16 protein-coding genes are annotated in these 26212 nt (G+C 65.4%); 8 read left to right on the top strand and 8 right to left on the bottom strand.

Features of this window, described 5'->3' with window-relative positions:
- Positions 1-78 precede the first annotated feature (78 nt).
- Positions 79-2538 (top strand): glycosyl hydrolase 115 family protein, encoded by a 2460-nt coding sequence (locus tag NS355_RS01950; RefSeq protein ID WP_058744116.1) that lies wholly within the window; start codon positions 79-81, stop codon positions 2536-2538.
- Here NS355_RS01950 and NS355_RS01955 read toward each other — a convergent pair.
- Both NS355_RS01955 and NS355_RS01960 read right to left on the bottom strand, forming a co-directional pair.
- Entirely contained in the window at positions 2535-3539 is a 1005-nt protein-coding gene (locus NS355_RS01955) for a cupin-like domain-containing protein (RefSeq protein ID WP_058744117.1), read from the bottom strand. The two genes, NS355_RS01950 and NS355_RS01955, sit on opposite strands and share 4 nt — an antisense overlap.
- On the bottom strand, positions 3536-4225 hold the full coding sequence (locus NS355_RS01960) for a SapC family protein (RefSeq protein ID WP_058744118.1): 690 nt from the start codon (positions 4223-4225) through the stop codon (positions 3536-3538). Before NS355_RS01960 ends, NS355_RS01955 begins: the two co-directional genes overlap by 4 nt.
- Positions 4226-4463: 238 nt before the next feature.
- Between NS355_RS01960 and NS355_RS01965 the strand changes: the two genes are divergently transcribed.
- Positions 4464-7475 carry a TonB-dependent receptor gene (locus tag NS355_RS01965; RefSeq protein ID WP_058744119.1) on the top strand — a complete coding sequence of 1004 codons (3012 nt, stop codon included), beginning with the start codon at positions 4464-4466 and terminating at the stop codon, positions 7473-7475.
- Positions 7476-7543: 68 nt separating this feature from the next.
- Positions 7544-9091, top strand: coding sequence for a tryptophan halogenase family protein (locus tag NS355_RS01970; RefSeq protein ID WP_058744120.1), 1548 nt, complete (start codon positions 7544-7546; stop codon positions 9089-9091).
- Between the two features lie 9 nt (positions 9092-9100).
- On the opposite strand, the gene NS355_RS01975 is transcribed toward NS355_RS01970, so the two are convergent.
- From NS355_RS01975 to NS355_RS01990, 4 genes are all read right to left on the bottom strand, one after another.
- Complete coding sequence (locus NS355_RS01975; RefSeq protein WP_058744121.1) at positions 9101-10651, bottom strand: glycoside hydrolase family 43 protein; 1551 nt, start codon at positions 10649-10651, stop codon at positions 9101-9103.
- Positions 10648-12315 (bottom strand): glycoside hydrolase family 43 protein, encoded by a 1668-nt coding sequence (locus NS355_RS01980; protein WP_058744122.1) that lies wholly within the window; start codon positions 12313-12315, stop codon positions 10648-10650. Before NS355_RS01980 ends, NS355_RS01975 begins: the two co-directional genes overlap by 4 nt.
- A complete protein-coding gene (locus NS355_RS01985) occupies positions 12312-13421 on the bottom strand; it encodes an endo-1,4-beta-xylanase (protein ID WP_244489519.1) in 1110 nt (369 codons plus the stop codon). Before NS355_RS01985 ends, NS355_RS01980 begins: the two co-directional genes overlap by 4 nt.
- A 105-nt stretch (positions 13422-13526) precedes the next feature.
- On the bottom strand, positions 13527-15437 hold the full coding sequence (locus NS355_RS01990; RefSeq protein WP_058744124.1) for an NPCBM/NEW2 domain-containing protein: 1911 nt from the start codon (positions 15435-15437) through the stop codon (positions 13527-13529).
- Positions 15438-15596: 159 nt separating this feature from the next.
- Between NS355_RS01990 and NS355_RS01995 the strand changes: the two genes are divergently transcribed.
- On the top strand, positions 15597-18260 hold the full coding sequence (locus NS355_RS01995; protein ID WP_084787436.1) for a glycoside hydrolase family 3 C-terminal domain-containing protein: 2664 nt from the start codon (positions 15597-15599) through the stop codon (positions 18258-18260).
- A gap of 26 nt (positions 18261-18286) precedes the next feature.
- Here NS355_RS01995 and NS355_RS02000 read toward each other — a convergent pair whose 3' ends face one another.
- The gene (locus NS355_RS02000) at positions 18287-19357 is read right to left on the bottom strand and encodes an alpha/beta hydrolase (RefSeq protein ID WP_058744286.1); all 1071 of its coding nucleotides are present in this window, start codon (positions 19355-19357) and stop codon (positions 18287-18289) included.
- A 234-nt stretch (positions 19358-19591) separates the two neighbouring features.
- Here NS355_RS02000 and NS355_RS02005 point away from each other — a divergent pair, with 234 nt between their 5' ends.
- Genes NS355_RS02005 through xylA form a run of 3 tightly spaced genes read left to right on the top strand, consistent with a single transcriptional unit; the run spans position 19592 to position 23516 of the window.
- Entirely contained in the window at positions 19592-20734 is a 1143-nt protein-coding gene (locus NS355_RS02005) for a glycoside hydrolase family 43 protein (RefSeq protein ID WP_058744125.1), read from the top strand.
- Positions 20735-20743: 9 nt separating this feature from the next.
- Positions 20744-22192, top strand: a complete 1449-nt coding sequence (gene xylB, locus NS355_RS02010) for a xylulokinase (protein ID WP_058744126.1) — start codon at positions 20744-20746, stop codon at positions 22190-22192.
- 1 nt (position 22193) lies between these two features.
- Entirely contained in the window at positions 22194-23516 is a 1323-nt protein-coding gene (xylA, locus tag NS355_RS02015; protein WP_058744127.1) for a xylose isomerase, read from the top strand.
- Positions 23517-23721: 205 nt separating this feature from the next.
- On the opposite strand, the gene NS355_RS02020 is transcribed toward xylA, so the two are convergent.
- Entirely contained in the window at positions 23722-24912 is a 1191-nt protein-coding gene (locus NS355_RS02020) for an aromatic amino acid transaminase (RefSeq protein WP_058744128.1), read from the bottom strand.
- A 526-nt stretch (positions 24913-25438) separates the two neighbouring features.
- On the opposite strand from NS355_RS02020, the gene NS355_RS02025 reads away from it, so the two are divergent.
- Complete coding sequence (locus NS355_RS02025) at positions 25439-26158, top strand: Crp/Fnr family transcriptional regulator (RefSeq protein ID WP_058744129.1); 720 nt, start codon at positions 25439-25441, stop codon at positions 26156-26158.
- The last annotated feature ends 54 nt before the right edge of the window (positions 26159-26212 follow it).

The raw sequence follows: 26212 nt of genomic DNA on the forward strand, positions 1-26212 counted from the left end.
GGTGGATGGTAGCGATAACGGGCGGGAAATCCAATGAAGAACGCCCCGCTTTTCAAGGACGGGGCGAGGAGAGAGACGATGCGCCACCTGTTCCTGTCCGCTGCGCTGACGGCGCTGATCCCCGGTGTCGCCTGGGCCGCGCCCGATTGCACCGGCGCCGTGGCGGCGTGCGAGCGGGCGACGCCGGGGGCGCTGTCGCTGCTGGTGCCGGGGCGAATGGCGACGGTCGTCGTCGATGCGGGGGATGAGCCCGGCGTGGCGCGCGCCGCCAGCGATCTGGTCGCCGATCTGAAAGCGGTGGGCGGCGGCGAGGTCAGGCTGGCCCACAACGTCTCGGGCGGCGCGACGGTGATCGCGGGGACGCTGGGCCATAGCGCGGTGATCGATGCGCTGGTGAAGGCGGGCAAGCTCGACGTCTCGGGGCTGGCCGGTCAGTGGGAAGGCTATGTCGAGCAGGTCGTCGACAATCCCGCGCCTGGTGTCGCCCGGGCGCTGGTCATCGCCGGATCGGATCGTCGCGGAACGATCTTCGGCCTGTACGACATCAGCGCCAAGGCGGGCGTCAGTCCCTGGACCTGGTGGGCCGATGTGCCCGCGCAGGCGCACCCGATCCTCTATCTGACGGCGGGGCGCGTCGCGGATCATCCGGTGGTCAAATATCGCGGGATCTTCATCAATGACGAGGAACCGGGCTTCGGCAACTGGGCGCGGACCAAGTTCGGCGGGGTCAATCACCTGGCCTATGAGAAGGTATTCAACCTGCTGCTCCGCTCCAAGGCCAATTTCATTTGGCCCGCTATGTGGGGCAAGTCGCTGTGGGAGGACGATCCCGCCTCCGCTCCGCTGGCGCAGGAAATGGGGGTGCTGCTCGGCACTTCGCATCACGAACCGATGCAGCGGGCGCAGGCCGACTGGAAGCGGGAGGGTACCGGCCCCTGGGACTATATGAAGAACGCTCCCGTGCTCCGGGCCTTCTGGCGCAAAGGTATCGAGCGGCGCGGCAAGGCAGAGGACCCCGTGACGATCGGCATGCGGGGCGACGGCGACGAGCCGATGACCGAGGGCACCGCGACCGACCTGTTGGAGCGGATCGTCCGCGACCAGCGCCAGATCATCGCCGACGTGACCAGGCGCCCCGCGGCCGAGACGCCGCAGGTCTGGGCGCTCTACAAGGAGGTGCAGGATTATTACGACAAGGGGATGCGCGTTCCCGATGACGTGACCCTGCTGTTCGCCGACGACAATTGGGGCAATATCCGCCGCCTGCCGCCGATCGGTGAGCGCCGCGCGGGCGGGGCGGGGGTCTATTATCATTTCGATTATGTCGGCGGGCCGCGTAACTATAAGTGGCTCGACACCAATGCCATTCCGCGCGTCTGGCAACAGATGCGGATGGCCGACGACTACGGTGCGGACCGCCTTTGGATCGTCAATGTCGGCGACCTGAAGCCGATGGAATATCCGATCGGCTTCTTCCTCGACATGGCGTGGAACCCCAAACGCATGGATCTGGCCGCGATGCAGGCTTATCCGGCGAAATGGGCCACGGCGCAGTTCGGCGCCGCGTACGGGACGGAAATCGGCGCGCTCCTGACCCGCTATGGCCAACTGGCCAGCCGTCGCAAGCCCGAGCTGATCGATGCCACGACCTATGGCTATGCCGATGGCGAATGGACGCGGGTGCTGGGCGAGTGGAACGTCTTGGATGCGCAGGCACGCCGGGTCGGGGCGACGCTGCCCGCCAATCCGCGCGACGCCTATTATGAACTGGTGCTCCACCGGGTCGAGGCGATGACCAATCTCCACCGGCTGTACGAAGCGGTCGCCGCTAACCGCGCGGCGGCGCAGGCGGGGGATGCGGCCAAGGCCAAGCGTTTCGCAGACGCCGCGCGCGGCTATTTCGCGCAGGATGCGGCGATCCGCCGCCGCTACGAGGTGGATACGGCAGGCGGCAAATGGACCAGCATGATGGCCCAGACGCATATCGGCTATACCGGCTGGCAGCAGCCCGATGCGGATGTGATGCCCGCGCTGGCGACAGTCGAAAAGCCGTTGCCGCTGCCGCCGGTTACGCCGAAACCGTTGGTCCGGATCGCCGCCGACGCCGGTCGCGCGGTCGATGGCCGCGGTATTCGGTGGCAGCGCGTCGCGGGCTTCACCGCCGCGGGTGCCGCGATGGTCGCGACGCCGACCACCGCACCCGTGATCGAACGGCCGGGCGGTGACAGTCCGCATATCGCCTATGACGTGAACTGGACCAAAGCCGGACCGGTGACGCTGGGCGTGGTGGCGGCGCCGGGTCTCGACGTGCGGGGCGGGGGCAAGCACCGGATCGCGGTGTCGGTCGATGACGGCGCGTCGATCATGCTGAACCTGATGGCAGGCGAGACGGAAGAGACGTGGGGCCGTTCGGTGATCGAGAACCGGCGTGTCGCCTCGACCATGCTGCCTGCCCTGTCTGCGGGCAAGCATCGCGTCACCCTCTGGCTGGTCGATCCCGAAGTCGTGGTTCAGGGGGTGACGCTCAGCCCGCGCTAACCCCCGCGCAGCATCCGCATCGCGTGCGCCCGGACCATCCTGGCATGGTCCGGGCCGTCGCTCAGAACCCCGTGACGCGCCTCGGGCAGATGCGCGAGCGGATGGCCGTCGAGGCGGAAGACATAATGATCGAACCAGGCCCGCCACGCGGCGCGTTCGGCGGGCGGGCGGCCCGCGATTGCGCTCATGGCGAGGAGCATGGTCGGGAAAGGCTGATCGGGGCCGACCGGAAAGGCGTCCCACCAGTAATTGACCAGGATGTTGAGCGCCCCCGTCGCCTCGACCCGGTGCCACCAGAGCTTGGGCATGTAGAGGGCATCGCCAGGCCCCAGCTCGATGGTGATCGCCCGGTCGCGCGCCTGCTCGAAGCGGGGATAGCGCGGATCGCCGGGCCCGGCCCCGGCGGCGAGGGCGACCGGCTGGCCTGCCATGGTATGATCGATCGGCCCGACATAAAGGTCGCCGATCGCGTCGGGCGGATACAAAGTGAAGGTCCGCCGCCCGGCCACCACGCAGGCGATATTGTCCATCATGTCGTAATGACACGCGACGGTCGACGCATGTCCGATCCAGATCAATGGCGAGATGCCCGGCGGTGCGAAGGGCAGGCGGTTCTCTTCGGCCAAACCGGGCAGGGCGTTGGCGATCGGCAAGGATCCGACATACAGCGTCTCGCTGTCGCTCCCCGTCGCGATGCGTCGCACCGCCTCGGCCAGCGGCATAGCCTGGCGCCGGAAGTTGAAGCCCGACATGTCGTCATTGTAATCGTAGCGGCCACTGATCGCCGGATCGCCGACGAATGCCTCGATCTGCCGACCTGCATCGAAACGCGCGAGATAGGCGGAGAGGGCATGCTGATCGATCGTCGCGGCCCCCGTCAGCGGCCAGTCCGACGCCGCACCGCGAATGACGACCGGGCGGCAGGGTTCGACCACCAGCCGCCGAAAGGCCTCATGCCCGTCCAGCGCCACGCGATCGATCTCGACCGCCGTCCGGGTCATCGGGGGAGACCGCTCAGCCGCTCGTTGCGTCGCCGTGCCAGCGTCGGGATATGCCGGACCGATCCGGTGATCGCATAGATGAGTTGCAGGTCGCCCGAGCGGAACAATGCCAGTGCGACGTCGTCAGGCAGGGCATGCAACGCATCCAGGCTGATCGTGTAGAGCGAGTCGAGCCGCAGGCTTTCGCCATTGTCGAATTCGAAGCTCAGGTCGATCGGCTCGACCAGCCTGTTCTCCTCCAGCCGTCGCAGGAACTGCTCGGTTTCCGGCAGGCCGACATGCAGCCGCCGCAGCGCCGCCTGTACCCTGCGCAGCGCGGGGGCAGGGCCGCCGTCCGTGTCGAACAGGGCGGCGCCGTCCATCTGGGTCAGCGCGGGATGATGCACGTCGATCGCGATATTCTCGCCCGAGACATAGAAGCCCTGTCGCTCCAGATCGGCAGGGCGATAATCGGCCAGCGTCCCGTTTGGCGAGAGACAGAGATTTTCATCCGGCACCAGTCCCATCAGCGCGCCCGGATACAGGTCGCCGGTCTCGGGATGGCGGGCCATCAGGATCGGGTAATGGATCGCGGCGGGCAGGAACTCGTCGGCCACCAGCTGGACGAAGTGACGGCCCCCATCGGGGGCGGCGGAGACGCGCAGGGCCGCATGACGCGCGCTGTCGAGCAATTCCATTTCGGCCATGCCGATTGTCCCTTCATCCCCTCTGACCCCGTCGCGGTGGTTCCGAAACGGGGCGGTCAGGCCGGGACTGTGTTCGTCCCATGCGCCTGCCGTCAAGCCACGGGATAGCGGTTAGCATCCGCTCTGACAAATGGCTTGTGATGCATCTATTATAACGCTAACATCGAGTCATCGAATGGGTGGTACGGCGCAAGAACGTCGATCGCGCATGAATATGATAAACGTAGGAGAGGGGAAGATGGTGGCTCGCACGGCTTTTGTGGCTGCATTCGTTTCGCGCCGGACCTTGATGGCGGGCGTCTCGCCGCTCATGGCCCTTGCCATGGTGTCGCCGGGGACGGCCTTCGCCCAGACCGGCGGCGCGGTCCGCCCGGACGTACCGGTCCAGGCCAACACCACCACCGCCCAACAGGCCGGAACCCCGCAGGATCAGGCCACCGCACCCAGCGAAGCCAATAACAGCCCGTCTCCCGTCGGCGAGGCGACGACCGCCGACATCGTCGTCACCGGCCTGCGCAGCTCCTTGCAGCGCAACCTCGACATCAAGCGTACCGCGACCGGTGTCGTCGACGCGATCTCGGCGGAAGACATTGGCAAATTTCCCGATTCCAACGTCGCGGCATCGCTCCAGCGCTTGCCGGGCGTCTCGATCCAGCGGTCCGGTGCACGCGGTGAGCCGACCGGCATTACGGTTCGCGGCTTTGGCGGCGACTTCAACACCACGCTGTATGACGGCCGCCGCATCTCGACCGCGACCGGCGGTCGCCAGATCGACTTCAGCACCGTGGGCTCGGATTTCATCGGCGGCATCAGCGTCCTGAAGACGCCCGACGTGTCGCTCGCGTCCAGTTCGATCGGCGCAACCGTCGATATCCAGTTCCCCAAGCCGTTCGACCATCCCGGCTTCCGCGCCGCCGTCAGCGCCTCGGGTTCGCTGCAGGATCGGGCGGGCCATGTCGTGCCGACGCTCGGCGCGCTGGTCAGCGATACCTTCGCCGATGATACGCTCGGCATTCTGTCGAGCTTTATCTATACCCGCCGTGATACCGATACCAACCGCGTCTTCGTGTCGGGTTGGCCGGGCGGCAACTTCGCGCCGTGCCAGCTCACCGGCAGCACGGCCGCGACCTGCAACCCGACCACCAGCGCCACAGCCGCAGCCAGCGACCGCCGCACCCTGACCGGCTGGTTCCCGCAGCAATATGGCGCCGAACAGCAGCGGACCCAGGACGAGCGCGTCGACGGCCGCGTCGCGTTGCAATGGCATCCGTCCGATGGCCTGATGGTCACGCTGGACAATAACTTCTCGCGCCAGACGATCTCGACGGACATTTACGGCTTTGGCGTGTGGTTCAGCCAGGAGTCGCTGCGCAACGTCAAGCAGGACGCCAACGGCACGGCGGTCAGCTTTACCCAGGCCGGTTCGCCGACCGACTTCACCGCCGCGATGAACAAGCAGATCCTTCAGACCAACCAGACCGGTCTGAACGTCAAGTGGGACGTCACCGAGAAGCTGACCGTCGAGGCGGACGGCGCCTATGCCAAGAGCTGGCTGAACCCGGGCAACACGATCGGCAGCAGCAACGGCGACATCGGCTATGGCGGCGCGCTGGGTACCAATCTGGGCTTCAACATCACCGCCGACAGCAACAAGGCGTTCCCGTCGATCAGCAATTTCGGTCCCGCCGGTAACGGTGCTCGTTGGGCCGATCCGACGGTGATCGGGTCGCACGTCACCGTTCTGCAAACCCAGAAGAACACCGACGAGCTGAAACAATTCCGTGGCGTCGTGACCTGGAAAGAGGACAACATCACCCTCAAGGCGGGTGGTCAGTACACCGACGACACCTTCAACCTGCTGAACCGCAGTACCTTCACCAACAATTTCTGGCAGGCTTATGCCGGTTATGGTGCACCGTCGGGCCAAGGCTCGGGCGTCTCGCCGTTGCCGTCGAGCCTGTATCAGGGATCGATCAGCCTCAATAACTTCATCCCGGGCTTCGGCGGCAGCCTGCCGCCCTCGGTCCTGATCTACAGCCCGCAGGCCTATCAGAACTATCTGACCAGCCTGGGCAACCCGCAGGCGCAGAACGTCCCCGGCTTCAACTATAATGGTGGCGTGAACGGCTTCACCGGCCAGTTCACCGAAGCGGTCGATCCGGGCAGCATCCTGTCGGTCAACGAAAAGACCCTTTCGCTGTTCTTCAGCGGCAAGATGGAAGGTCAGATCGGCAACATGCCGCTGCACGCCGCCTTCGGCGTGCGGACCGAGAACACGCGTCTCCGGTCGATCGGCCAGGGCCGGGCGCCTACGACCATCACGCGCAGTGCCGCCGATCCGACGCTGCTGTCGATCGCCTTTACCGACGTCCAGCCAATTTCGAACCGCAGCAGCTACACTTACGTTCTGCCTTCGGTCGATCTGCGACTGGAAGTGACCGATAAGCTTCAGTTGCGTTTCGACGCGTCGCGCACGCTGACCCGTCCGGCCCTCAACTTGCTGAACCCCGTCGTCGGCATCGGCAACGGCCAGCGTGTCGGTGCCCTGTCAGGCAGCGGTGGCAACCCGAACCTGAAGCCCTATCTCGCCAGCAATTTCGACGTGGCGGCGGAATGGTATTACCAGCGTAACTCGTACATCGCGGTCGACCTCTTCCTGAAGAATGTCAGCAACTTCATCGTCGGCGGCGTGACCAACCAGACGGTGGGCGGCGTGATCGATCCGACGACGGGCAACCCGGCGGTCTTCGCCATCACGGCGCAGGTCAACGGTCCCGACGCAACGGTTCGTGGTGTCGAAATCGCGTGGCAGCAGGTGTTCGGCGACAGCGGCTTCGGCTTCCAGGCCAACGGCACCTTCGTCAACACCAACAAGCCCTATGACCCGAAGATCGTCGGCCAGAGCGGCTTTGCGGTGACCGGCCTTGCGAATTCGGCGAATTTCGTCGGCTTCTATGACAAGAACGGCTTCCAGTTCCGGACCGCGCTGAACTGGCGTGACGAGTATCTGTCGGGCTTTGGGCAGAACCAGAATACCGGGTCGTACGGTGCCGAGCCGACCTTCGTGAACCAGAGCTTCCAGGTCGACCTGACCAGCAGCTACGACGTCACGAAGAATTTTTCGATCTTCGGTGAGGCGCTCAACATCAACAAGAACAAGCAGAGCACGCATGGCCGGTTCAAGAACCAGCTGCTCGACGTGTTCGATTATGGCCGCCGCTTCACGCTCGGCGCGCGCTATCGCTTCTGATGATGGCCGGTGGCGGGGATGGCCGGCTTCGGCTTGACATCCCCGCCGCTTCTTGGACCTACTGACCCATGGTTCAGCCCGTTCAGAATATCGTGATCGTCGGCGGTGGTACGGCCGGTTGGCTGACCGCCGGTGTTATCGCCGCCCGGCATCAGGGGCGGCGGCCGCATGGCTTCACCGTCACCTTGGTCGAGTCCCCCAATGTGCCGATCATCGGCGTGGGCGAGGGGACCTGGCCCACGCTGCGCACGACTTTGCGCAAGATGGGTGTGTCGGAAACGGCGTTCTTCCGCGAATGCGACGCTTCGTTCAAACAGGGTGCGCGGTTCAATCGCTGGACCACGGGCGCGGCCGATGACGGCTATTACCATCCGCTGATGCTGCCGCAGAGCTTCGCGCAGGTGAACCTGGCACCGCACTGGCTGACCGCGGAAGGCGAGGACGTCAGCTTCTGCGACGCAGTGACGCCGCAGGGGCGCATCTGTGAGGCGGGGCTGGCCCCCAAGACGATCGCGACGCCCGAATATGAGGCGATCGCCAATTATGCCTATCACCTCGATGCGGGCAAATTCGCCGACTTCCTTCGCCGCCATTGCTGCGAGCAACTGGGCGTTCGGCATGTGCTGGCCGATGTCGAAGAGGTGCTGCTGACCGAGAGCGGCGACATTCGCAGCGTTCGGACGGCGCAGGCGGGCGAAGTGACGGGCGAGCTGTTCGTCGACTGCACCGGCTTTCGCTCGCTGCTGCTCGGCGAGGCGATGGGGGTGCCGTTCAAGCCGCTGAACGACGTGCTGTTCTGCGACACCGCGCTCGCCATCCAGGTGCCCTATGACGATCCCGAGGCACCGATCGCCTCGCATACCATTTCGACGGCGCAGTCCTCGGGCTGGATCTGGGACATCGGCCTGCCGACGCGGCGCGGGGTGGGGCATGTCTTTTCCAGCAGCCATATCGATCGTGACGCCGCAGAGCGCGAATTGCGTGCCTATCTGGGCGAGGCGGGGCATGACCTGCCGGTTCGCGAGTTGAAGATCCACGCGGGCCATCGCACCCGCTTCTGGGAGCGCAACTGCGTCGGCGTCGGGCTGGCGGCGGGGTTCCTGGAACCGCTGGAGGCGTCGGCGATCGTGTTGATCGAGCTGTCGGCCAAGCTGATCGCGGAGCAGATGCCCGCCTGTCGCGAGGTGATGGATACGGTCGCCAAACGGTTCAACGAGACGACGCTGTATCGCTGGGGCCGGATCGTCGATTTCCTTAAGCTGCATTATTCGCTGACCAAGCGGACCGACAGCGATTTCTGGCGCGACAATTGCCGGCCTGAGACGATGCCGGATCGCTTGCAGGAATTGATGGAACTGTGGCGCTATCAGGCGCCGTGGATGCATGACGAGTTCGACCGGGTGGAAGAAGTGTTCCCCTCGGCCAGCTATCAGTACGTCCTCTACGGCATGGGCCAGCGCACCGACATCGCACCGGGCAGCCTGATCGCCGAGACGGTGTCGGCCCAGCGGGCGCGGCGGGAGAATGACGTGCAGACCGGGCGTTTGCTCGCGGGGCTGCCGAAGCATCGCGATCTGATCCGCAAGATCGTGGAGCGGGGCTTGCCGACGATCTGAGGGCCAAGCTTACCGCCCCGACAGCGTGAAGCTGTCCACATCCATCCAGCCGCCCTTCGCACCCGGATTATAGCAGAACAGCGCATATTGCTGCCCCTGGAACGTGCCCGTCCGCCAATCGAAAGCCAGCGGAAAGTCCCCGCCGATCACCTGCCAGTCCCGTCCGTCAACACTATAGGCGACACTGGCTCGGTCGGTCTTGAAGTCCATGTCGGTGCGCAGGAACAGCCGCTTTGCTGATACCGGCTTGGCATCGACCCGCATATCGGTCTTCTGCGTCGTGCCCTTTTCGGCTGCGACATCCTCGATCACCCGCATGGTCAGGGTCAGCCGTCCGTCGCTGCCCCGGCCGACCGCGATATGGCCGCTGTATTTGCCGAAGGTGCCGAAGCCGCACTGGTCGCCGCTGCGGATATGCGTCGTATCGATCGCCACCGTGCCCCGGCTGAACGGCCCTTGCCCCTTTTGCAGCAGCGTGTTGCGCGCGCTCCACAAGGCCGGAGCCTGACCCGCGCGCAGCCGCATCCAGCCCGGCCGCTCGGTCAGGGACCAGCCGCTGGCGACGGGATTGTGGTTCCACTGCCATTGCAGTCCTAGGCTGCGCGCCGAAAAATCATCCGAGGCGGGAAGAACGCTGACCGGCTGGCCCTGGATCGGCTTGGTCGCGGTGGCGGGCACGCGGCCGGGTGCATCGGGCGTGCCCCAGACCGGCCATCCGTCCTTCCAGAATAGGGGGCTGATATTGGTCATCCGGCCGACCGCGCCCGCATCGACCATGACGAAGCCGTAATCGGTGCCGTCGGGCAGGTCGACGATCGCGCCCTGATGGCCGCCGGTCTTGTCATCGATCTGGTCGCGCGTCTCCCACGGCCCGAACAGGCTTTTGGTGCGCGACACGGTCATGCCCAGCCGCCGGGGTATGGCGTTGAACATGTAGTAATATCCGCCGCGCTTGACGAGCTTAGAACCCTCCGCGCCTTTGTTGTAATAGACGACGCGCTTGTCGGTCACGGTGCGCAGGTCGCGGTCCAGACTGAGCAGCGTATTGGTGCCGTCCGACCCGACCGAGGTCATGATATAGGCGCTGCCGTCGGTGTCGAAGAACAGGCCCGGGTCGAAGGCGGCCTCGCTGATCCGGTTCATGTCCCACGGACCGCGAATGTTCTTCGAGCGATAGATGCGCGTCTTCTCGCCCACCGGCGTCACCGCGATATAGAAGACGCCGTCGCGGTAGCGGAGGCTGGGCGCGAAGATGCCCTTCCGATACGCGCCGCCGTCCTTCAGGTCATATTGCGGCAGGCCATCCAGCCGGTCGATGACATGGCCGACGAAACGCCAGTTCACCAGATCGCGCGACGTCATGATGGTCAGGCCGGGAACGTTCGCGAAGGTCGTGGTGATGAAGTAGAAATCGCGGCCTACCCGGATGATGTCGGGATCGGGATAATCGGCATAGAGCGGCGGATTGGCATAGCGGCCGTCACCGCGATCCGATTGCCAGACCTGTGCCCCGGCGAGGGCGGGCAGGGCGGCGAGCAGCGCGAGGGGAAGCCGCCTCATTTCGGGTTGTACACATAGGGGCCGACCACCGTGCCGACGAATCCGCCCGCGCGCGCGGTGCTGAGGAAGCGGGTGTCGAGGTCGCTTTTCAGCGTCGCACGCTTGCCGCCGCTCTCATAGTCGAAACCCATCGTGCCGCCCTTGGCATGAAGGGTCAAAGTCACCGGTCCCGTGGGCGCGAAGGGTGCCGAGGCGATCAGCGTCTCGGCCGCCGTCTCGTCGCGGGTGTTCTTGCCCTCACGCTTGTAGAGCGCGATGCGGGGCTGGCCGTCGATGCGGGTCAGACCGAAGAACAGATAGGCATAGTCGTTCTGCATCGCGACCAGACCGGCGCGGGCACCGTCCCTGGTCGGGGTGAAGCGCAGCGTGGTCGAGATATCGGCGATAGCATGTTGCTGCCGCCGTCCGACAAAGCCCGGCACGCCCTGCCGGTCGCCCAGCGGATCGCCACCCTTCATCGTGAGCGCGCCGTTCGCGACCGAATAGAATGGCGTCTTCGGCGTGCGGACGCCGATCCACTGCATCGCCAGCCGGGTGCCGTCGAACTCGTCGGTATAGCCGAAATCGCCGCTGGTCGGCAGCTTGGGCGCGGGCGACGCGGGCAGGTTGGGGACACTATGGGTCCACGGCACCGTCTTGCCCTTGTCCAGGATGATGGGCCAGCCGTCCTTCCACGTCACGGGTAGCAGGAAGGTCTCGCGCCCGATATTGTAGTAATCGTCGGCATAGGGCCGCGTCGCCAGGAAGGTCGCCCACCAGTCGCCATTCTGCGTCTGGACCAGTTCGGCATGGCCCGCCGCGCTGATCGGGTGCGGACGCTTGGGATCGAGATCGCGCTGGGTCAGGATCGGGTTGTTCGCGAACGGCACATAGGGGCCGCGAAGCTCCTTCGAGCGCAACACGACCTGCGAATGGTTGACGCTGGTGCCCCCTTCGGCCGCGGTCAGATAATACCAGCCGTCCTTCTTGAAGATATGCGGCCCCTCGATCCAGACCGGCTTCTTCGACAGGTCGACGCCGCCATTGACCAGCTGCGTGCTCTCACCGACCATCTTGCCCGCGCGCCAGTCATATTCCTGGATCCAGATGGCGCGGTGGCCGTCATAGCGCGGTGTCTCATCGGGCGCGCGATTGTTGACGATATAGGCGCGGTCCCCTTCCCAGTAGATGGACGGATCGATCCCCTCGAAAGGCAGCCAGATCGGGTCGGACCATGGCCCCTCCGGCTTCTTCGCGGTGATGACGAAATTGCCCCGACACTGGACGCAGGTGTTGACGATATAGAAGGTGCCGTCGTGATAGCTGATGTCGGGCGCGAACACCGCCTCCGACACCGAGCGTCCGGTGAAGTCCAGCTGGCCCGGCCGGTCGATCGCATTGCCGATCTGTGTCCAGTGGACGAGGTCGGTCGAGTGGAAGATCGGTAGGCCAGGGAAGTGCGCGAAGGACGAATTGACGAGATAATAGTCCTTGCCGACCCGCGTCATCGACGGGTCGGGATAATAGCCCGCGATGATCGGGTTCAGATACTCGCCTGCCTTGGGCTTCACCGGCTCGATCGAGCGGCCCCGATAGGTGAAGCGGTCGAACGTTGCGGTCTGGGCGGACGCCGCGCCCGCCAGGACGAACGACAGGGCAAGGGCGGCAAAGGGCAGGCGGATCATGCGATCGACTTTCGGATGGGGGCGGCGCTGAGCGCGGCGGCAATGGCGGCGCGCATGGGCTTTGGCTTGAGCGCGTCGTCATAGGGCAGGGGACGTTGCGGCAGGCCATCGGCACGCGGGGCGAAGCCGTTGAGCCAGCTATGCTTGTCCCACAGGCCCCAGCACAGCAGCTGGTCGAGCTGCGGATAGGACAGCATCATGTCGAGATAGCTTTTGGCGACCGAGGCGACTTGCGCATCGCGCTGCGCGATGTCCCTGGGCATCTCGCGGTCGTTGATGTCGAACTCGGTGATGAGCAGGCGATAGCCCATCGCGGTGACCTCATCCAGGAAGCGCTTCCACTCCGCGCGCTGCACCTTGGAATGGCTGCCGTCATTGCCCAGATGGCTCTGAATGCCGAGCGCGTCGACGGGGACATTTTCCTTGCGGAACCGCTCTAGCAGGCGGAGCACGCCCGCGCGGTGCGTCTCGTTGCCGACCTCCCAGGACATATAGTCGTTATAGACGCGCTGGGCGTGCGGCGCGTGTTCGCGGGCGGTCTCATAGGCGATCTTGAACACGTCGAAACCCAGCGCCTTGTCGAACACCGTGCCCCGGACTTCGCCGGTCTTGGGATCGATCGTCTCGTTGACCACGTCCCAGCTGTAAATCTGGTCGCCGAAATGCCCCGCCACCGCCGCGATATAGGTGCGCAGCCATGTCTCCGCGCCGGTCTTCGTCACCGTCTCGGCCAGCGCGGGCGAAATATATTTCTCGTAATTCCACAGCAGCGTATGCCCGCGCAGCTTCATGCGGTTGTCGCGGGCGAACCCGGCGATCCGGTCGGCGGGGGCGAAGTTCAGATGCGCAGGGTCATTGCCCAGCACATAGACCTTCATCTCGTTTTCCGGGACCAGCACGCCGCATTCGCGCGCGACGATCGCGCCGTAACCCGGATCGTTGATCGGCGAACCCCGGCCCGCATTGATCGCGGTGCCGAACAGGATGCCCTTCTGCGCTGCCAGATCACGCAGCGACGGCGCGGCCTGTGCCCATAGTGAGCCAGGTAGCGCTCCCATAATCAGGCCGCCTGCAATTCCGGCCAGCTGCTGACGACGCGTCAGCATTGGCCCTTGCCAACTGGGTTTCATCACCCTCTCCCTTGTCTTTTCCCCGGACTTTTGCATGGCCCGCGTCAAACGGCAAGGCCATGAAAGTCGGGGCGAATGTCGTCAACCGGTCAGGCGCGCATCGGCCCAGGCGACCGGCAGTGCTGCGTCGGGAGCGCTATCGGCGCGCGCGACCAGTTCGATCAGCTTGCGGCCGCGCACATCCGCCTCGACCGCGACGGGCGCCTCGTTCAGCGCCACCGCCCGCGAGCGGGTCAGCAGCTTGCCGTCGCCATAGACTTCGAACACCACCCGCCGCCCGCGCGCGGTGGCGGAGTCGTCGATGCCGACCGTGGCGTTAAAGCTCGCCCGGCCGCGATTGCGCACCTCCAGTCGCGAATTGGCTAGCACACCGATGCCGGTGTCATACACCTTGCCGCTCAGCCGTAGCAGCCGCCCGAACGGCGTGCGATCGGCCTGCGCTCCGCCCCAGCCGGCATATTGCGGAAAGTCGCCCGGCCCCTTGCTGCCGCCCCAGGGGCTGAGTTCGTGATGGATGGTCGGATCGCCTTCCGGCGTGGCGACACCGTCCTCGGCGGGGTTCACGTCGCTGGGGGCTTCGGACAGGTAATGACCTTCCGCCAGACGATGCGCGCCGGTAACGCGATAGATCAGCGTCTGGTGCGGGGCGAGCGTCAGCTTGGTCTCGCCGGAGAAGCTGCTCTTCGCGCCGGTCCACAGGTCGGTCATGGCGACAGTCCCGCGCAGCTTCAGGTGATCGGCGGTCAGGACCGGCTGCACCGGCGCCGCGGTGCGGTTCAGGATCGCCACCGCCTTGTCGCCATTGGCCAGGCTCTTCACGAAAATCTGCACATCGTCGGATAGATAGGCGGGGACCGCCTGGTTCGCGCCCGCGTCCTGATTGAGCGCGATGATCGCCCGGTTGCCGAGCAGGGCCAGTTGCTCGGCATTGGCCTTGCGCAGGTCGAAGCCGATCAGCAGCGGCGCGTTCATCATCGCCCACATCGCGAAGTGCGACCGCGCCTCGGTCATGTGGTTGGCGTCGAATTCGCCCGAGCCGACGAACAGCATGTCGGGGTCGTTCCACGTATGCGGATGGGCATAGAGCGCACGGCTGGCGCTGGTATCGAGGTTGGTCAGCATCCGGGACCAGTGGGCGGTGATGTCGTCGCTGGTTCGCGAGACATTGCCGATCTGCTTGCCCCAGCTTCGCACGTCCGACGAACCCCATAGGCAAAGCGAGAAGAGATAGTCCCCGTCCGGATTCTCTCGCTTCAGGGCGGCCGCCACCTGATCGTAGAGCGCGCGCACCGCAGGGATGTTCGTGCGCGCCAGCGAGTTCATGTCGATCAGCGGAGCCAGCTCGCGATAATCGCCCTTGCGGACATGGTCGCTGTCCTTGCCCAACCCGCGAATGCCGCAGCCATCGACCTTGATATAGTCGAAGCCCCATTCGCGGAAATAGAGCGCGATGTCCTGGTCGATATGGCCATACAGCCCGACCTCGCGCTCGGCGACCGTGCCTTCGGGCTGATTGGCGAAATTGGGGGTGTAGACCTGGCCGCAACTGTTGCGGCCGATGTCCGAATAGATCCCCGCCTTGAACCCCATGGCATGAAGCCGGTCGGTCAGCGGGCGGAAGCTGGTCTGCTGGTTGGGGCCGGCGGCGGAAGAGGGAAATTTGTCGGCACGGATGACCATCCGGCCATCGGGTTGGCGGCGGCGCAGCCACCAGCCGTCATCGATATTGATGTAGCGATAGCCCGCCTCGCGCAGGCCGTTGTCGACGATCAGCTGGGCCGAGGCCATGACCTTTTCCTCGTCGACATCGCTGTTGAACGCGTTCCAGCTGTTCCAGCCCATCGGCGGTAGCGCGGCCTGACCATCCTGATTGGCGCTCCACCGCCCGGTCGGGGCCAAGGGATCGGCCTTGTCCGCCGCCAGGGCGGGTCCGGAGGCCATCCAGGCCATGGCGATAGCGCTCGCGAAAACCCTGGCGATGATGGGCCGCATGATGATCCTCCCCGTGATGGTCTTTGCGCGATCTTGTCCGACTAAACCAATGCTGTCCACCGTCGGAGCGTTGAAAAGACCCATGAAAATCGAATGCTGGACGAAGTCGGCTTTCGTGATACCGTTACCAAAAATAGGCTTTCAGGGGAGTGATTTGGCATGAAGGCATGGCGTGGGGCGACCCTTTCGGCTTTGGCGCTGTCGACCTCCGGCATGGTGGTGGCGCAGCAGCGGCAGGCGGCCCCCGGTCCCGAACAGGCCGAGGCGCTGGCGGCTCGGCTGGTCGGCCGGATGACGACCGACGAGAAGCTGGGCCAGTTGCTCAACACCGCGCCCGCCATCGCGCGGCTGGACGTGCCCGCCTATAACTGGTGGACGGAGTCGCTCCACGGCGCGCTGGGCCCGGTGCCGACGACCAACTTCCCCGAGCCGGTCGGGCTGGCGGCGACTTTCGACGATGCGCTGGTCGGACGCGCGGCGCAGGCGGTCAGCGCCGAGGTGCGTGGGCTCCACGCGCTGGCACGGACGACCGGGCGGATGGGTCGGATCGGCACGGGGCTCGACACCTGGTCGCCCAATATCAACATCTTCCGCGACCCGCGTTGGGGGCGGGGGCAGGAGACCTATGGCGAGGATCCTTTCCTGACCGCCAGGATGGGCGTCGCCTTCGTGCGCGGGATGCAGGGTGACGATCCGAACCGGATCGATGTCATCGCCACGCCCAAACATTATGCGGTGCACAGTGGCCCGGAATCGACCCGGCACGAAGCCAATGTCTATGTCTCGCAGCACGATCTGGTCGATACCTATCTGCCCGCTTTTCGCGCCGCGATCGTCGAGGGCGGGGCCGGATCGATCATGTGCGCCTATAACCGGATCGACGGCCAGCCCGCCTGCGCCAGCGACCAGTTGCTGAAGGATCATCTGCGCGGACGCTGGGGCTTTCGCGGCTATGTCGTGTCCGACTGCGATGCGGTGAAGGACATCGCCGCCAACCATCACTACGCCCCCGATGCGGCGAGCGCGGTGGCGGCGGCAATGCGGGCGGGCGTCGATAACGAGTGCAACAACGCCACGCTGACCGATACGGACGGGCTGACCAATCCGTATCGCGAGGCGCTGTCGCGCGGGCTGATCTCGGTCGCGGATATCGACCGTTCGCTGACCCGGTTGTTCGCCGCGCGTTATCGGACCGGCGACCTGCCGGGCCTGCGCCCGCTGTCGACCCAGACCAGTTCGCCGCGCGACATCGACACGCCCGCCCACCGCGCGCTGGCGCTGGAGGTCGCGGAAAAGAGCCTGGTCCTGCTCAAGAACAAGGGCATCTTGCCGCTGAAGCCCCATGCCCGGATCGCCGTGATCGGGCCGCTGGGCGATGCGACGCGGGTGTTGCGCGGCAACTATTCCTCCTCGCTGTCGGGGCCGCAGGTGTCGGTCGTGGAGGGGCTGCGGCAGGCCATGCCGGGCGCGCAGGTGCGCTATGTGCCCTTCGCCGAGACCTATACCGATGGTGATCCGATCCCGACGACCGCGCTCCAGGCCGAGATGGGCGAGCCGGGCCTGACCGCGCGCTATTACAACGTCGTGGGCCGCATTCCCGACCGCTTTGCCCCCGGCGCACTGAACGACTGGTTGAAAACGGCCAGGTTCGAGGATCGGCCCGTCGTCACCCGTGTCGAGGCCAATGCCGCCTCGCGCAGCCTGGACCTGTCGTCCTTGCGTGACGTGCACCGTGCGGTATGGACCGGCTTTCTCGTGCCCCCGGAGACCGGGCGTTACCGACTGGGGATAGCGGGCTTCAACGGCGCGATGACCTTCGACGGACGGCCCTTCGTCGATCTGACCAAGGCCTCGTGGAACAGCCTTCCGACGATGAAGACCGTCACGCTGGAAAAGGGGCGACGCTATCCGATCACCGTCACGACCGAGGCACGTATCCTGACCGGAATCAACCTCGTCTGGAAGCGCGTGTCCGACGATCCGGCGGCCGAACTGCGCGCGGCGGCCAAGGCCAGCGACGCGCTGGTCGCGGTCGTCGGCCTGACCTCCGATCTGGAAGCGGAAGAAGCGCCGATCTCCGTCCCCGGCTTCAAGGGGGGCGACAAGACGACGCTCGACCTGCCCGCCGACCAGCAGGCGCTGCTCGAACAGGCCAAGGCGACCGGCCGCCCGCTGATCGTCGTGCTAATGAACGGCAGCCCGGTGAACCTCGCCTGGGCCAAGGCGAATGCCGACGCCATCATCGAGGCCTGGTATCCGGGCCAGGCGGGCGGACTGGCGGTCGGTCATGTCCTGTCGGGCCAGACCAACCCGGCGGGGCGCCTGCCGCTGACCTTCTATCGCGCGATCGAGGACCTGCCGCCGTTCGGCGATTATGCGATGAAGGGACGGACCTATCGCTACTTCACCGGCTCGCCCGTCTACCCGTTCGGCTATGGACTCAGCTATACCAGCTTCGCCTATGCGCCCTTGTCAGTGACGTCCGGCGCGAACGGCACCATGACCGTCACGACCGAGGTGCGCAATACCGGCCGTCGCGAAGGTGACGAGGTGGCGCAGCTCTACCTCAACTTCCCTAAGGTGGAGGGCGCGCCGCGCGTCGCGCTACGCGGGTTCCGGCGGGTGCATCTGGCCCCCGGCGAGCGAAAGAGCCTGACCTTCACGCTCAGCCCGCGCGACCTGAGTGTGGTGGATGCCGATGGTCAGCGGTTGGTGATGAAGGGCGACTACCGCGCCTCGGTCGGATCCGGGCAGCCGGAAACCGGCGTGCCGGTGCGTAGCGCTCCGTTCCGGATCGATACGATGACGCCCATCGCGGATTGATCCTCCCCTGGTCGGGGAGGATTTGGTTACTTCGTCGCCAGCGCCCGCCCGAAGAACGGCAACACCTGTTCCTGAAACCGCACCCCGATCCGGTTCACATGGTCGCCGTCGTAAATCTCGAACGTGTGCGCGATGCCATAACGATCGAGCGTTTCATGCAGCGCCTGTGCATCGGCTTTCAGCCCGTCCTGCGACCCGACATCCAGCCCGATCGCGCGGTAGCTGCGCAAGGGCGTGACATATTGGTCGACGAAGGCGAGCGGCGTGTTGGCCAGCCATTTGGCGACGATGTCGTCCCGTACCTTGCCGTCCTTGATCGGCAGATCGAGATAGAGCGGCGGGTTCTTCGGATTGGGCGACCAGGCGGCCGAGGCGGCGAGCATCGCGCGCTGGCCCCAGTTCAACTTGGCGGACTCGCCGGGCGAGGTGAGGCCGGTCAGCAGCTTTTCGTCCGTCCCCTCGGGCCGAGCCATCGCGCGCGGCGACAGGCAGCAAGGGCTCATCATGTAGATCGCGCCGTACATATCGGCATGCTTCATCCCGATGCGCGCAGTGCCATACCCACCCATGGAATGACCGGCGAGGCCACGCGCCTCGCGACGCGGGATGGTGCGATAGCGCGCGTCGATCGCGGCGATCAGATCATGGCTGATGAATCGCTCGAAATCACCGACCGTCTGCGACGAGGAATACATCGAGCCGTTGTGCATCGTCTTGCTGTCGGGAAAGACGAGGATCATCGGCGGGACGCCGCGTGCGAAGGCCCCCTCGACCGAGGCAGGGACGTGGATTTCCTTCGTCCACTGGTCCGCGCCGATCGAATAGCCGTGCAGCGCATAGACCACCGGATAGCGACGCGTGCGGTTCTTGGCATAGTCGGGCGGCAGGACGACGATGACGTCGCGGTCGGCGCTGTTGCCCTCCAGATTGCCCTCGATCGCGGCGGAATGAACCTTGATCCGCTCGACCGTGACCGGCTTGGCGCCAGGCACGACGGTCGGTTGCTGGGTCGCCATCTGGGCAGGTGCGACTGTGATCGGGGCCAATGCGACGCTTGCGGCAAGCAGCCAGCGTGACGGCAAGAAGCGAAGGGCCATGCGGGTCATCCTCTATCCTGTAAACATGCCGACCTGAGGCCGTCGGTCTTTGGAATGGGCGGCCCAAGATGGAAGGAGCGGGGCCGAATATCGTTACCAACAATGCCGACACGGCTGTTGTCAAGCAAAGCCCCGTCCCAACGCAAAACGCCGAACCGGCCTTGCATCCTCCGTCCTGATAGCGCTATCGTGCCTGCAAAGCTCCAAAGATGGAGCGCTTGGAGAGGAAAAGCGATGAAGCGCTTGATGATGGCCAGCCTGGTGCTTGGGCTCGGCACGGCGGCCTGCGGGACGGCGCAAAAGGCCGACAATGCGGTCAGCGAAAACACGACGGCGACGGCGTCGAACGATGCCAATCCGACGTCCCCCGATGGTCGCCATTATCTGTCGCAGCCGCTGGTGCGCGACATCTTCACCGCTGATCCGTCGGCCCATGTCTGGAGCGACGGCAAGCTCTATGTCTACCCCAGCCATGACGTGCCGACCGATACGCCGAACGACGATCTGGGCAACCAATATGCGATGCGCGACTATCGCGTCCTGCGCATGGACGAGCCGGGCGGCAAGGTCACGGTCGGTCCCGTCGCGCTTGATGTAAAGGACGTGCCCTGGGCGTCGCAACAGATGTGGGCACCCGACGCCGCCTATAAGGACGGTACCTATTATCTCTATTTCCCGGCGCGCGATAAGTCGAAGGACAAGAACGGCCTGGGCGCGTTCCGCATCGGCGTCGCGACCTCGAAGAACCCGATGGGGCCGTTCAAGGCGGAGCCGGAGGCGATCCCCGGCAGCTTCTCGATGGACCCGGCCGTGTTCCAGGATGCGGACGGCACCGCGTACATGTATTTCGGCGGCATCTGGGGTGGCCAGTTGCAGCGCTGGAAGAACGGCAAATATGATCCGAACGGCAGCGACACCGATCTGAAGCAGGACGACCAGCCCGCCATCTCGGGCAGGATCGCCAAGATGAACCCGGACATGAAGACCTTCGCCGAAACCCCGCGCGACGTCGTGATCCTCGACGAAAAGGGCAAGCCAGTGCTCGGCGGCGACCATGACAAGCGCTTCTTCGAGGCGTCCTGGGTCTTCAAGCGCGACGGCAAATATTATTACACCTATTCGACCGGTGACACGCATTTCCTGAACTATGCGATCGGCACCAGCCCCTATGGTCCGTTCACCTATAAGGGCCACATCCTGAAGCCGGTGCAGGGCTGGACCACCCATCACTCGATTGTCGAGTGGAAGGGCAAGTGGTGGCTTTTCTACGCCGATACGCAATTGTCGGATAAGAACCACCTGCGTAACGTCAAGATGACCGAGTTGAAGTTCAACCCGGACGGGACGATCCCGACCATCGACCCGTTCGTGAAGTAAGGACGCGGGATGTTCCTTGGCATCGATATCGGCACGTCGGGCGTGAAGGCCGTCGTGCTGGACGAACATGGCGCGGTCGTGGGGCAGGGGACGGCGGCGCTGACCGTGCAGCGTCCGCACCCGCTCTGGTCCGAACAGGACCCGGAGGCGTGGTGGCAGGCGACGACCTCGGCCGTCCGCGCGATCGATCCGGCGGTCCGCCGGGCGGTCCGCGGCATCGGGCTGGCCGGGCAGATGCATGGCGCCACGCTGCTGGGTGCGGACGACCAGGTTCTTCGTCCGGGCATCTTGTGGAATGACGGCCGCAGCGAGGCCGAATGCGCGGAGCTGGAGGCCAAGGCCCCCGATCTCCACCGGATCGCGGGCAACCTGGCGATGCCGGGCTTCACCGCGCCCAAGCTGCTCTGGGTCCAGCATCACGAGCCGGAAACCTTTGAGAAGATCCGCACCGTGCTGCTGCCCAAGGATTATGTCCGGCTGCGCATGACCGGTGAGAAGGCGTCGGACGTGTCGGATGCGGCGGGTACGCTTTGGCTGGACGTCGAACGCCGCGAATGGAGCGACGATATCCTCGCTGCCACCGGCCTGACCCGCGAGCAGATGCCGCAGGCGGTCGAGGGCACGGCGCAGACCGGCAAGCTCCGCGCCGATGTGGCGGAAGCCTGGGGCATCGACCAGGTGCCTGTCGCGGGCGGTGGTGGCGACAATGCCGCTGGGGCCGCGGGCGTGGGCGTGGTCAAGGATGGCGATGCGCTGCTGTCGCTGGGCACGTCGGGCGTCATCTTTGCCGCGACCAAGGAATTCCGTCCCAATCCTGCGGGTGCGGTCCACGCCTTCTGCCACTGTCTGCCGAATATGTGGCACCAGATGTCGGTGCATCTGTCGGCGGCGGCCTGCATCGACTGGGTCGCGCGCCTGACCGGCACTCCCGGTGCGGCCGAGCTGTTCGCTCGCGCCGAAAGCGTCGGTCCGGCGAGCGGCCCGGAAATCTTCCTGCCCTATCTGTCGGGCGAGCGGACCCCGCATAACGATGCCGAGGTACGCGGGGCGTTCCTGGGCCTGGACCACGACACCACGCCTGAGCTTCTGGCGCAGGCGGTACTTGAGGGCGTCGCCTTTGCGCTCGCCGACGGCCTGTCGGTGCTGCGCGATGCCGGAACCGAGCTGTCGCAGCTGTCGGTTATCGGTGGCGGGGCACGTTCGTCCTATTGGGGCCAGACGCTGGCCGCCGCGCTGAACGTTGAACTCGTCTATCTGAAGGGCGGCGAGGTCGGTCCGGCGCTGGGGGCGGCACGCCTCGCCCAACTGGCGGTCGATGGCGGATCGCCCGAAGAGGTCTGCGCGCCGCCGCCCGTCAGCCACACCATCGCCCCCGACGCCGCGCTCGCCGAGCGTTTCGCCCCCAAGATCGCGCGCTTCCGCGACAGCTATTCCCGCATCACTCCGAGGAATTCGTAACATGGCTACCGACTTTTTCGCCGACATCCCGACGATCCGCTATGAAGGCCCGGACAGCGAGAACGAGCTCGCCTACCGTTTCTATGACAAGAACCGCGTCGTGCTGGGCAAGACGATGGAGGAGCATCTCCGCTTCGCCGCCTGCTTCTGGCACACCTTCTGCTGGCCGGGGTCGGACGTGTTCGGCGGCGGCACCTTCAACCGCCCCTGGCATGCGGGCGCCAACGACAGCGCCGCCGCCGCGCAGAAGCGGGAAGTGGCGTTCGACTTCTTCTCGAAGCTGGACGTGCCCTATTACTGCTTCCACGACGTCGACGTGATGGCCGATGCGCAGGGCGTCGCCGAGCATCGCCGTTACTTCGCCGAAGCGGTCGATCACCTTGAAAAGCTCCAGGCCTCGTCGGGCCGTAAGCTGCTCTGGGGTACCGCCAACCTGTTCAGCCATCCGCGCTTCGCCGCCGGTGGCGCGACGAACCCGGACCCCGAAGTCTATGCGTTCGGCGCGATGCAGGTCCGCGACGCGCTGGAAGCGACGCATCGCCTGGGCGGCGCGAACTATGTGCTGTGGGGCGGTCGCGAGGGCTATGAGACGCTGCTCAACACCAACATGAAGCGCGAACTCGACAATCTGGGCCGCTTCCTGAGCCTCGTCGTCGAGCACAAGCACAAAATCGGCTTCAACGGCACCATCCTGATCGAGCCGAAGCCGCACGAGCCGACCAAGCACCAGTATGACTTCGATACGGCGACCGTGTACGGCTTCCTCAAGGCCTATGGCCTCGAGAACGAAGTGAAGGTCAATATCGAGGCAAACCACGCCACGCTGGCCGGCCACACCTTCGAGCATGAGATCGCGACCGCTGGGGCCCTGGGCATCTTCGGGTCGATCGACGCCAATCGCGGCGACCACCAGAATGGCTGGGATACGGACCAGTTCCCCAACTCGGTCGAGGAACTGACGCTCGCCGTGCTGGAGATCATCCGGGCGGGCGGCTTTACCACCGGCGGCTTCAACTTCGACGCCAAGGTGCGTCGCCAGTCGATGGACGCGGTCGATCTGTTCCACGGCCATGTCGGCGGGATCGACGTGGTGGCCAAGGGCCTGCTCAACGCCGCCGCGCTGATCGAGGACGGCCGTCTCGATGCGATCAAGTCCGAACGTTATGCCGGTTGGGACGGTGATTTCGGCCAGAAGGTCGGTGGTCTCGACCTCGCCGGCATCGCGGACCTCGCGGAGCAACAGGCGATCGATCCGAAGCCCCGTTCGGGCCGTCAGGAGCGGATCGAGAACCTCGTCAACCGGATCGTCCATTCGGGCAAATAAGGCGGGCCGGGCCGGGGTTTTCGGCCCGCTTCACATACGAAAAGGGGCGCGTCCGTTGGTTCGGATGCGCCCCTTTTTGTTGGCCGGGTGACGTTGCCTTCGACTTCGCTCAGGTAGGGATGAATACTACACCCCGTTCGGCCTGAGCGAAGTCGAAGGCCAAGGAACCCCCGCCGCCCCGAGCGAACGGCGGGATAGCCCCAGATTACGCGACTCCGTTCGCCACCATATCCCGCAGCGCCTCATGGAAGGTCGCGACCGCCGCCATGTTGAACCCGGCGATGTTGATCCGGCCCGACCCGGCCATATAGATGGCATGACGATCGCGCAGCCATTCCACCTGGCTGGGCGAGAGGGGCAGGGTGGCGAACATGCCCTTGCCATGCGCCACGGCTGCCAGATCGATCGTCCCGATCCGCCCTCCGGCGGCCAGCGCCGCACGCAGGCTTTCGAGCCGCTGGCGCATCGTCTCAAGCTCGTCGCGCCACTCTGCGCTCAGCCCTTCGTCTTCCAGGATGATACGGACGATGGCCGCGCCGTGATCCGGCGGCATCGACCAATTGGCCCGCGCCAGCGCGAGCAGGTTGGAGAACACCGTCGCACCGCTGTCCCGGTCGGGCGCGATGGCGAACAGAGCGCCCGTCCGTTCGCGGTACAGCCCGAAATTCTTGTCGCAGGAATAGGCGAGCAGCGCCTCGGGCACCGCCGCCAATATGGTCCGCGCACCATGGGCATCGACATCAAAGCCGTCGCCCAGCCCCTGATAGGCGAGATCGACGACCGGCAACAGCCCGCGCTCGGCGACGAGCGAAGCGATGGCGCTCCAGCCCGCTCCGTCGGGATCGATCCCGATGGGATTGTGGCAGCAGCCATGCAGCAAGACGGCATCGCCTGCACCCGCTTCGCCCAGCCCGGTCAGGAAGCCGTCAAGGTCGAAGCTCTGCGTGTTCAGGTCGAAGCAGGGAATCATGGCCGGTTCGACACCCGCCTGGCGGAAGAGCGGCGCATGGTTGGCCCAGCTCGGGCTACCGATCCAGATTCGTCCGACGCCGGAGCGTGCCAGCAGTTCGGCGGCGAGCCGCAGCGCCCCGGTGCCGCCCGGCGTCTGAAGCCCGACGACGCGCTCGGTCGCAACCGCATCACCCAGCACCAGCGTCGCCAGCGCGCGGACGAAGCCGATATCGCCTTCCGGCCCGAGATAGGATTTGCTCGACTGTTCGTTCAGCAGACGGGCTTCGGCCGCCTTTACGGCCGTCATGACGGGCGTGCGGCCCTCCTCGTCGCGAAACACGCCGACGCCCAGGTCGATCTTGTTCGGACGCGGGTCGGCGGCGTGCTGGCCGATGATCCGCAGCAGGGGATCGTCGGGTTGGCGGGAGAGGGTGGCGAAACGCATGGCAAAGCCTCTTGGACAGAAAGGCGCGCACCATAGGGTTTCGGGATCAAAAGAAAATGACGGATGATCCGTGCCGGGACTGCGTGAGTGCGAATTCGCGTTGTCTTAAAACGTGTCTGAATGGCCGTCGAAAGCGGCGGTATCGCACCGCCTATTTCCCACGCTCTGCCCCGTTTTTCGACTTAACGCACGAAAAACGCCGGATATTGATGTGCATTATGGAGCACTGTGGACGGTTGTTCGTACACCTTGGACACGGAAGCGTTACGACAGCACCGCTTGGTTCGTCATGACCGTGATGGCGGATCGATCCGGCGATTTGTCTCCGGTTGGGCGCTGTCCAACCCCTTTGTACATGACCCGGTGGCGTCCGTCGCGTCATCGCTCTCGCCGCACGACCAATGGAGGCCGGTGGCAGGATGAGGAGAGTTGCGATGAATTTGTCTCGATCGCCGCTGCGTGCCGTGTTTCTCCTGGAATGCCCCGCCGATCGGCCGTTCTCCCTGATGACGGCGAAGGGCAAACCATGAGTATCCCGCTTACGCGCAGCGTCCGGCCGATCGCGCCGGCGCTTCATCGCTTGTCGCGCCTCGCGCCCCTGGACCAGGCGTCGGTGCAGGCGCTTGGCGAGGCGATTGCCCGGCCCCAGCAGTTCCGGCCCCGACGCGACCTGATGGTCGAGGGGCGCGATATCGCCAGCCCGCATCTGATCCTGTCGGGATGGGCGGCGCGCGTGCGTATCCTGCTCGACGGGCGGCGGCAGTTCCTCAACTTCCTGCTGCCCGGTGACGTGGTCGGGCTCTATCATCACCGACGCCCGGTGGCGCCGACCAGCATCATCACCCTGACCGAGGTCACGACCTGCGCTCCGCCCGAGCCGGGCACGCTGCCCGCGCTCGACGAAACCTATGCGATCGCCCATGCGATGGACGAGGCCTATCTGCTGGCCCAGATCGCGCGGCTGGGGCGGATGAACGCCATGGAGCGGATCGGCGACCTGATGCTTGAACTCCATGAGCGTCTGGAACTCAGCGAAATGACCCATGGGCGCAGCTTCGACCTGCCGATCACGCAGGAGACGCTGGCCGATGCGCTCGGCCTGACGGCCGTGCATGTGAACCGCATGCTCCAGGCCGCACGGCGGGCGGGTGACCTGATCTGGTCGTCGCGATCGATGACCATTCCCGACCCCAAGGCCCTGGCGCGCAAGGTCGGTCGTGCCCCGATCCGGGTGACGGCGGGTTGATCGAACGGATCAGTTGATATGCATCAAGATATTGTAAAAACGTGATAAAATAAG

The organism is Sphingomonas yabuuchiae (genome assembly GCF_001477495.1).
GTDB lineage: Bacteria > Pseudomonadota > Alphaproteobacteria > Sphingomonadales > Sphingomonadaceae > Sphingomonas > Sphingomonas yabuuchiae_A.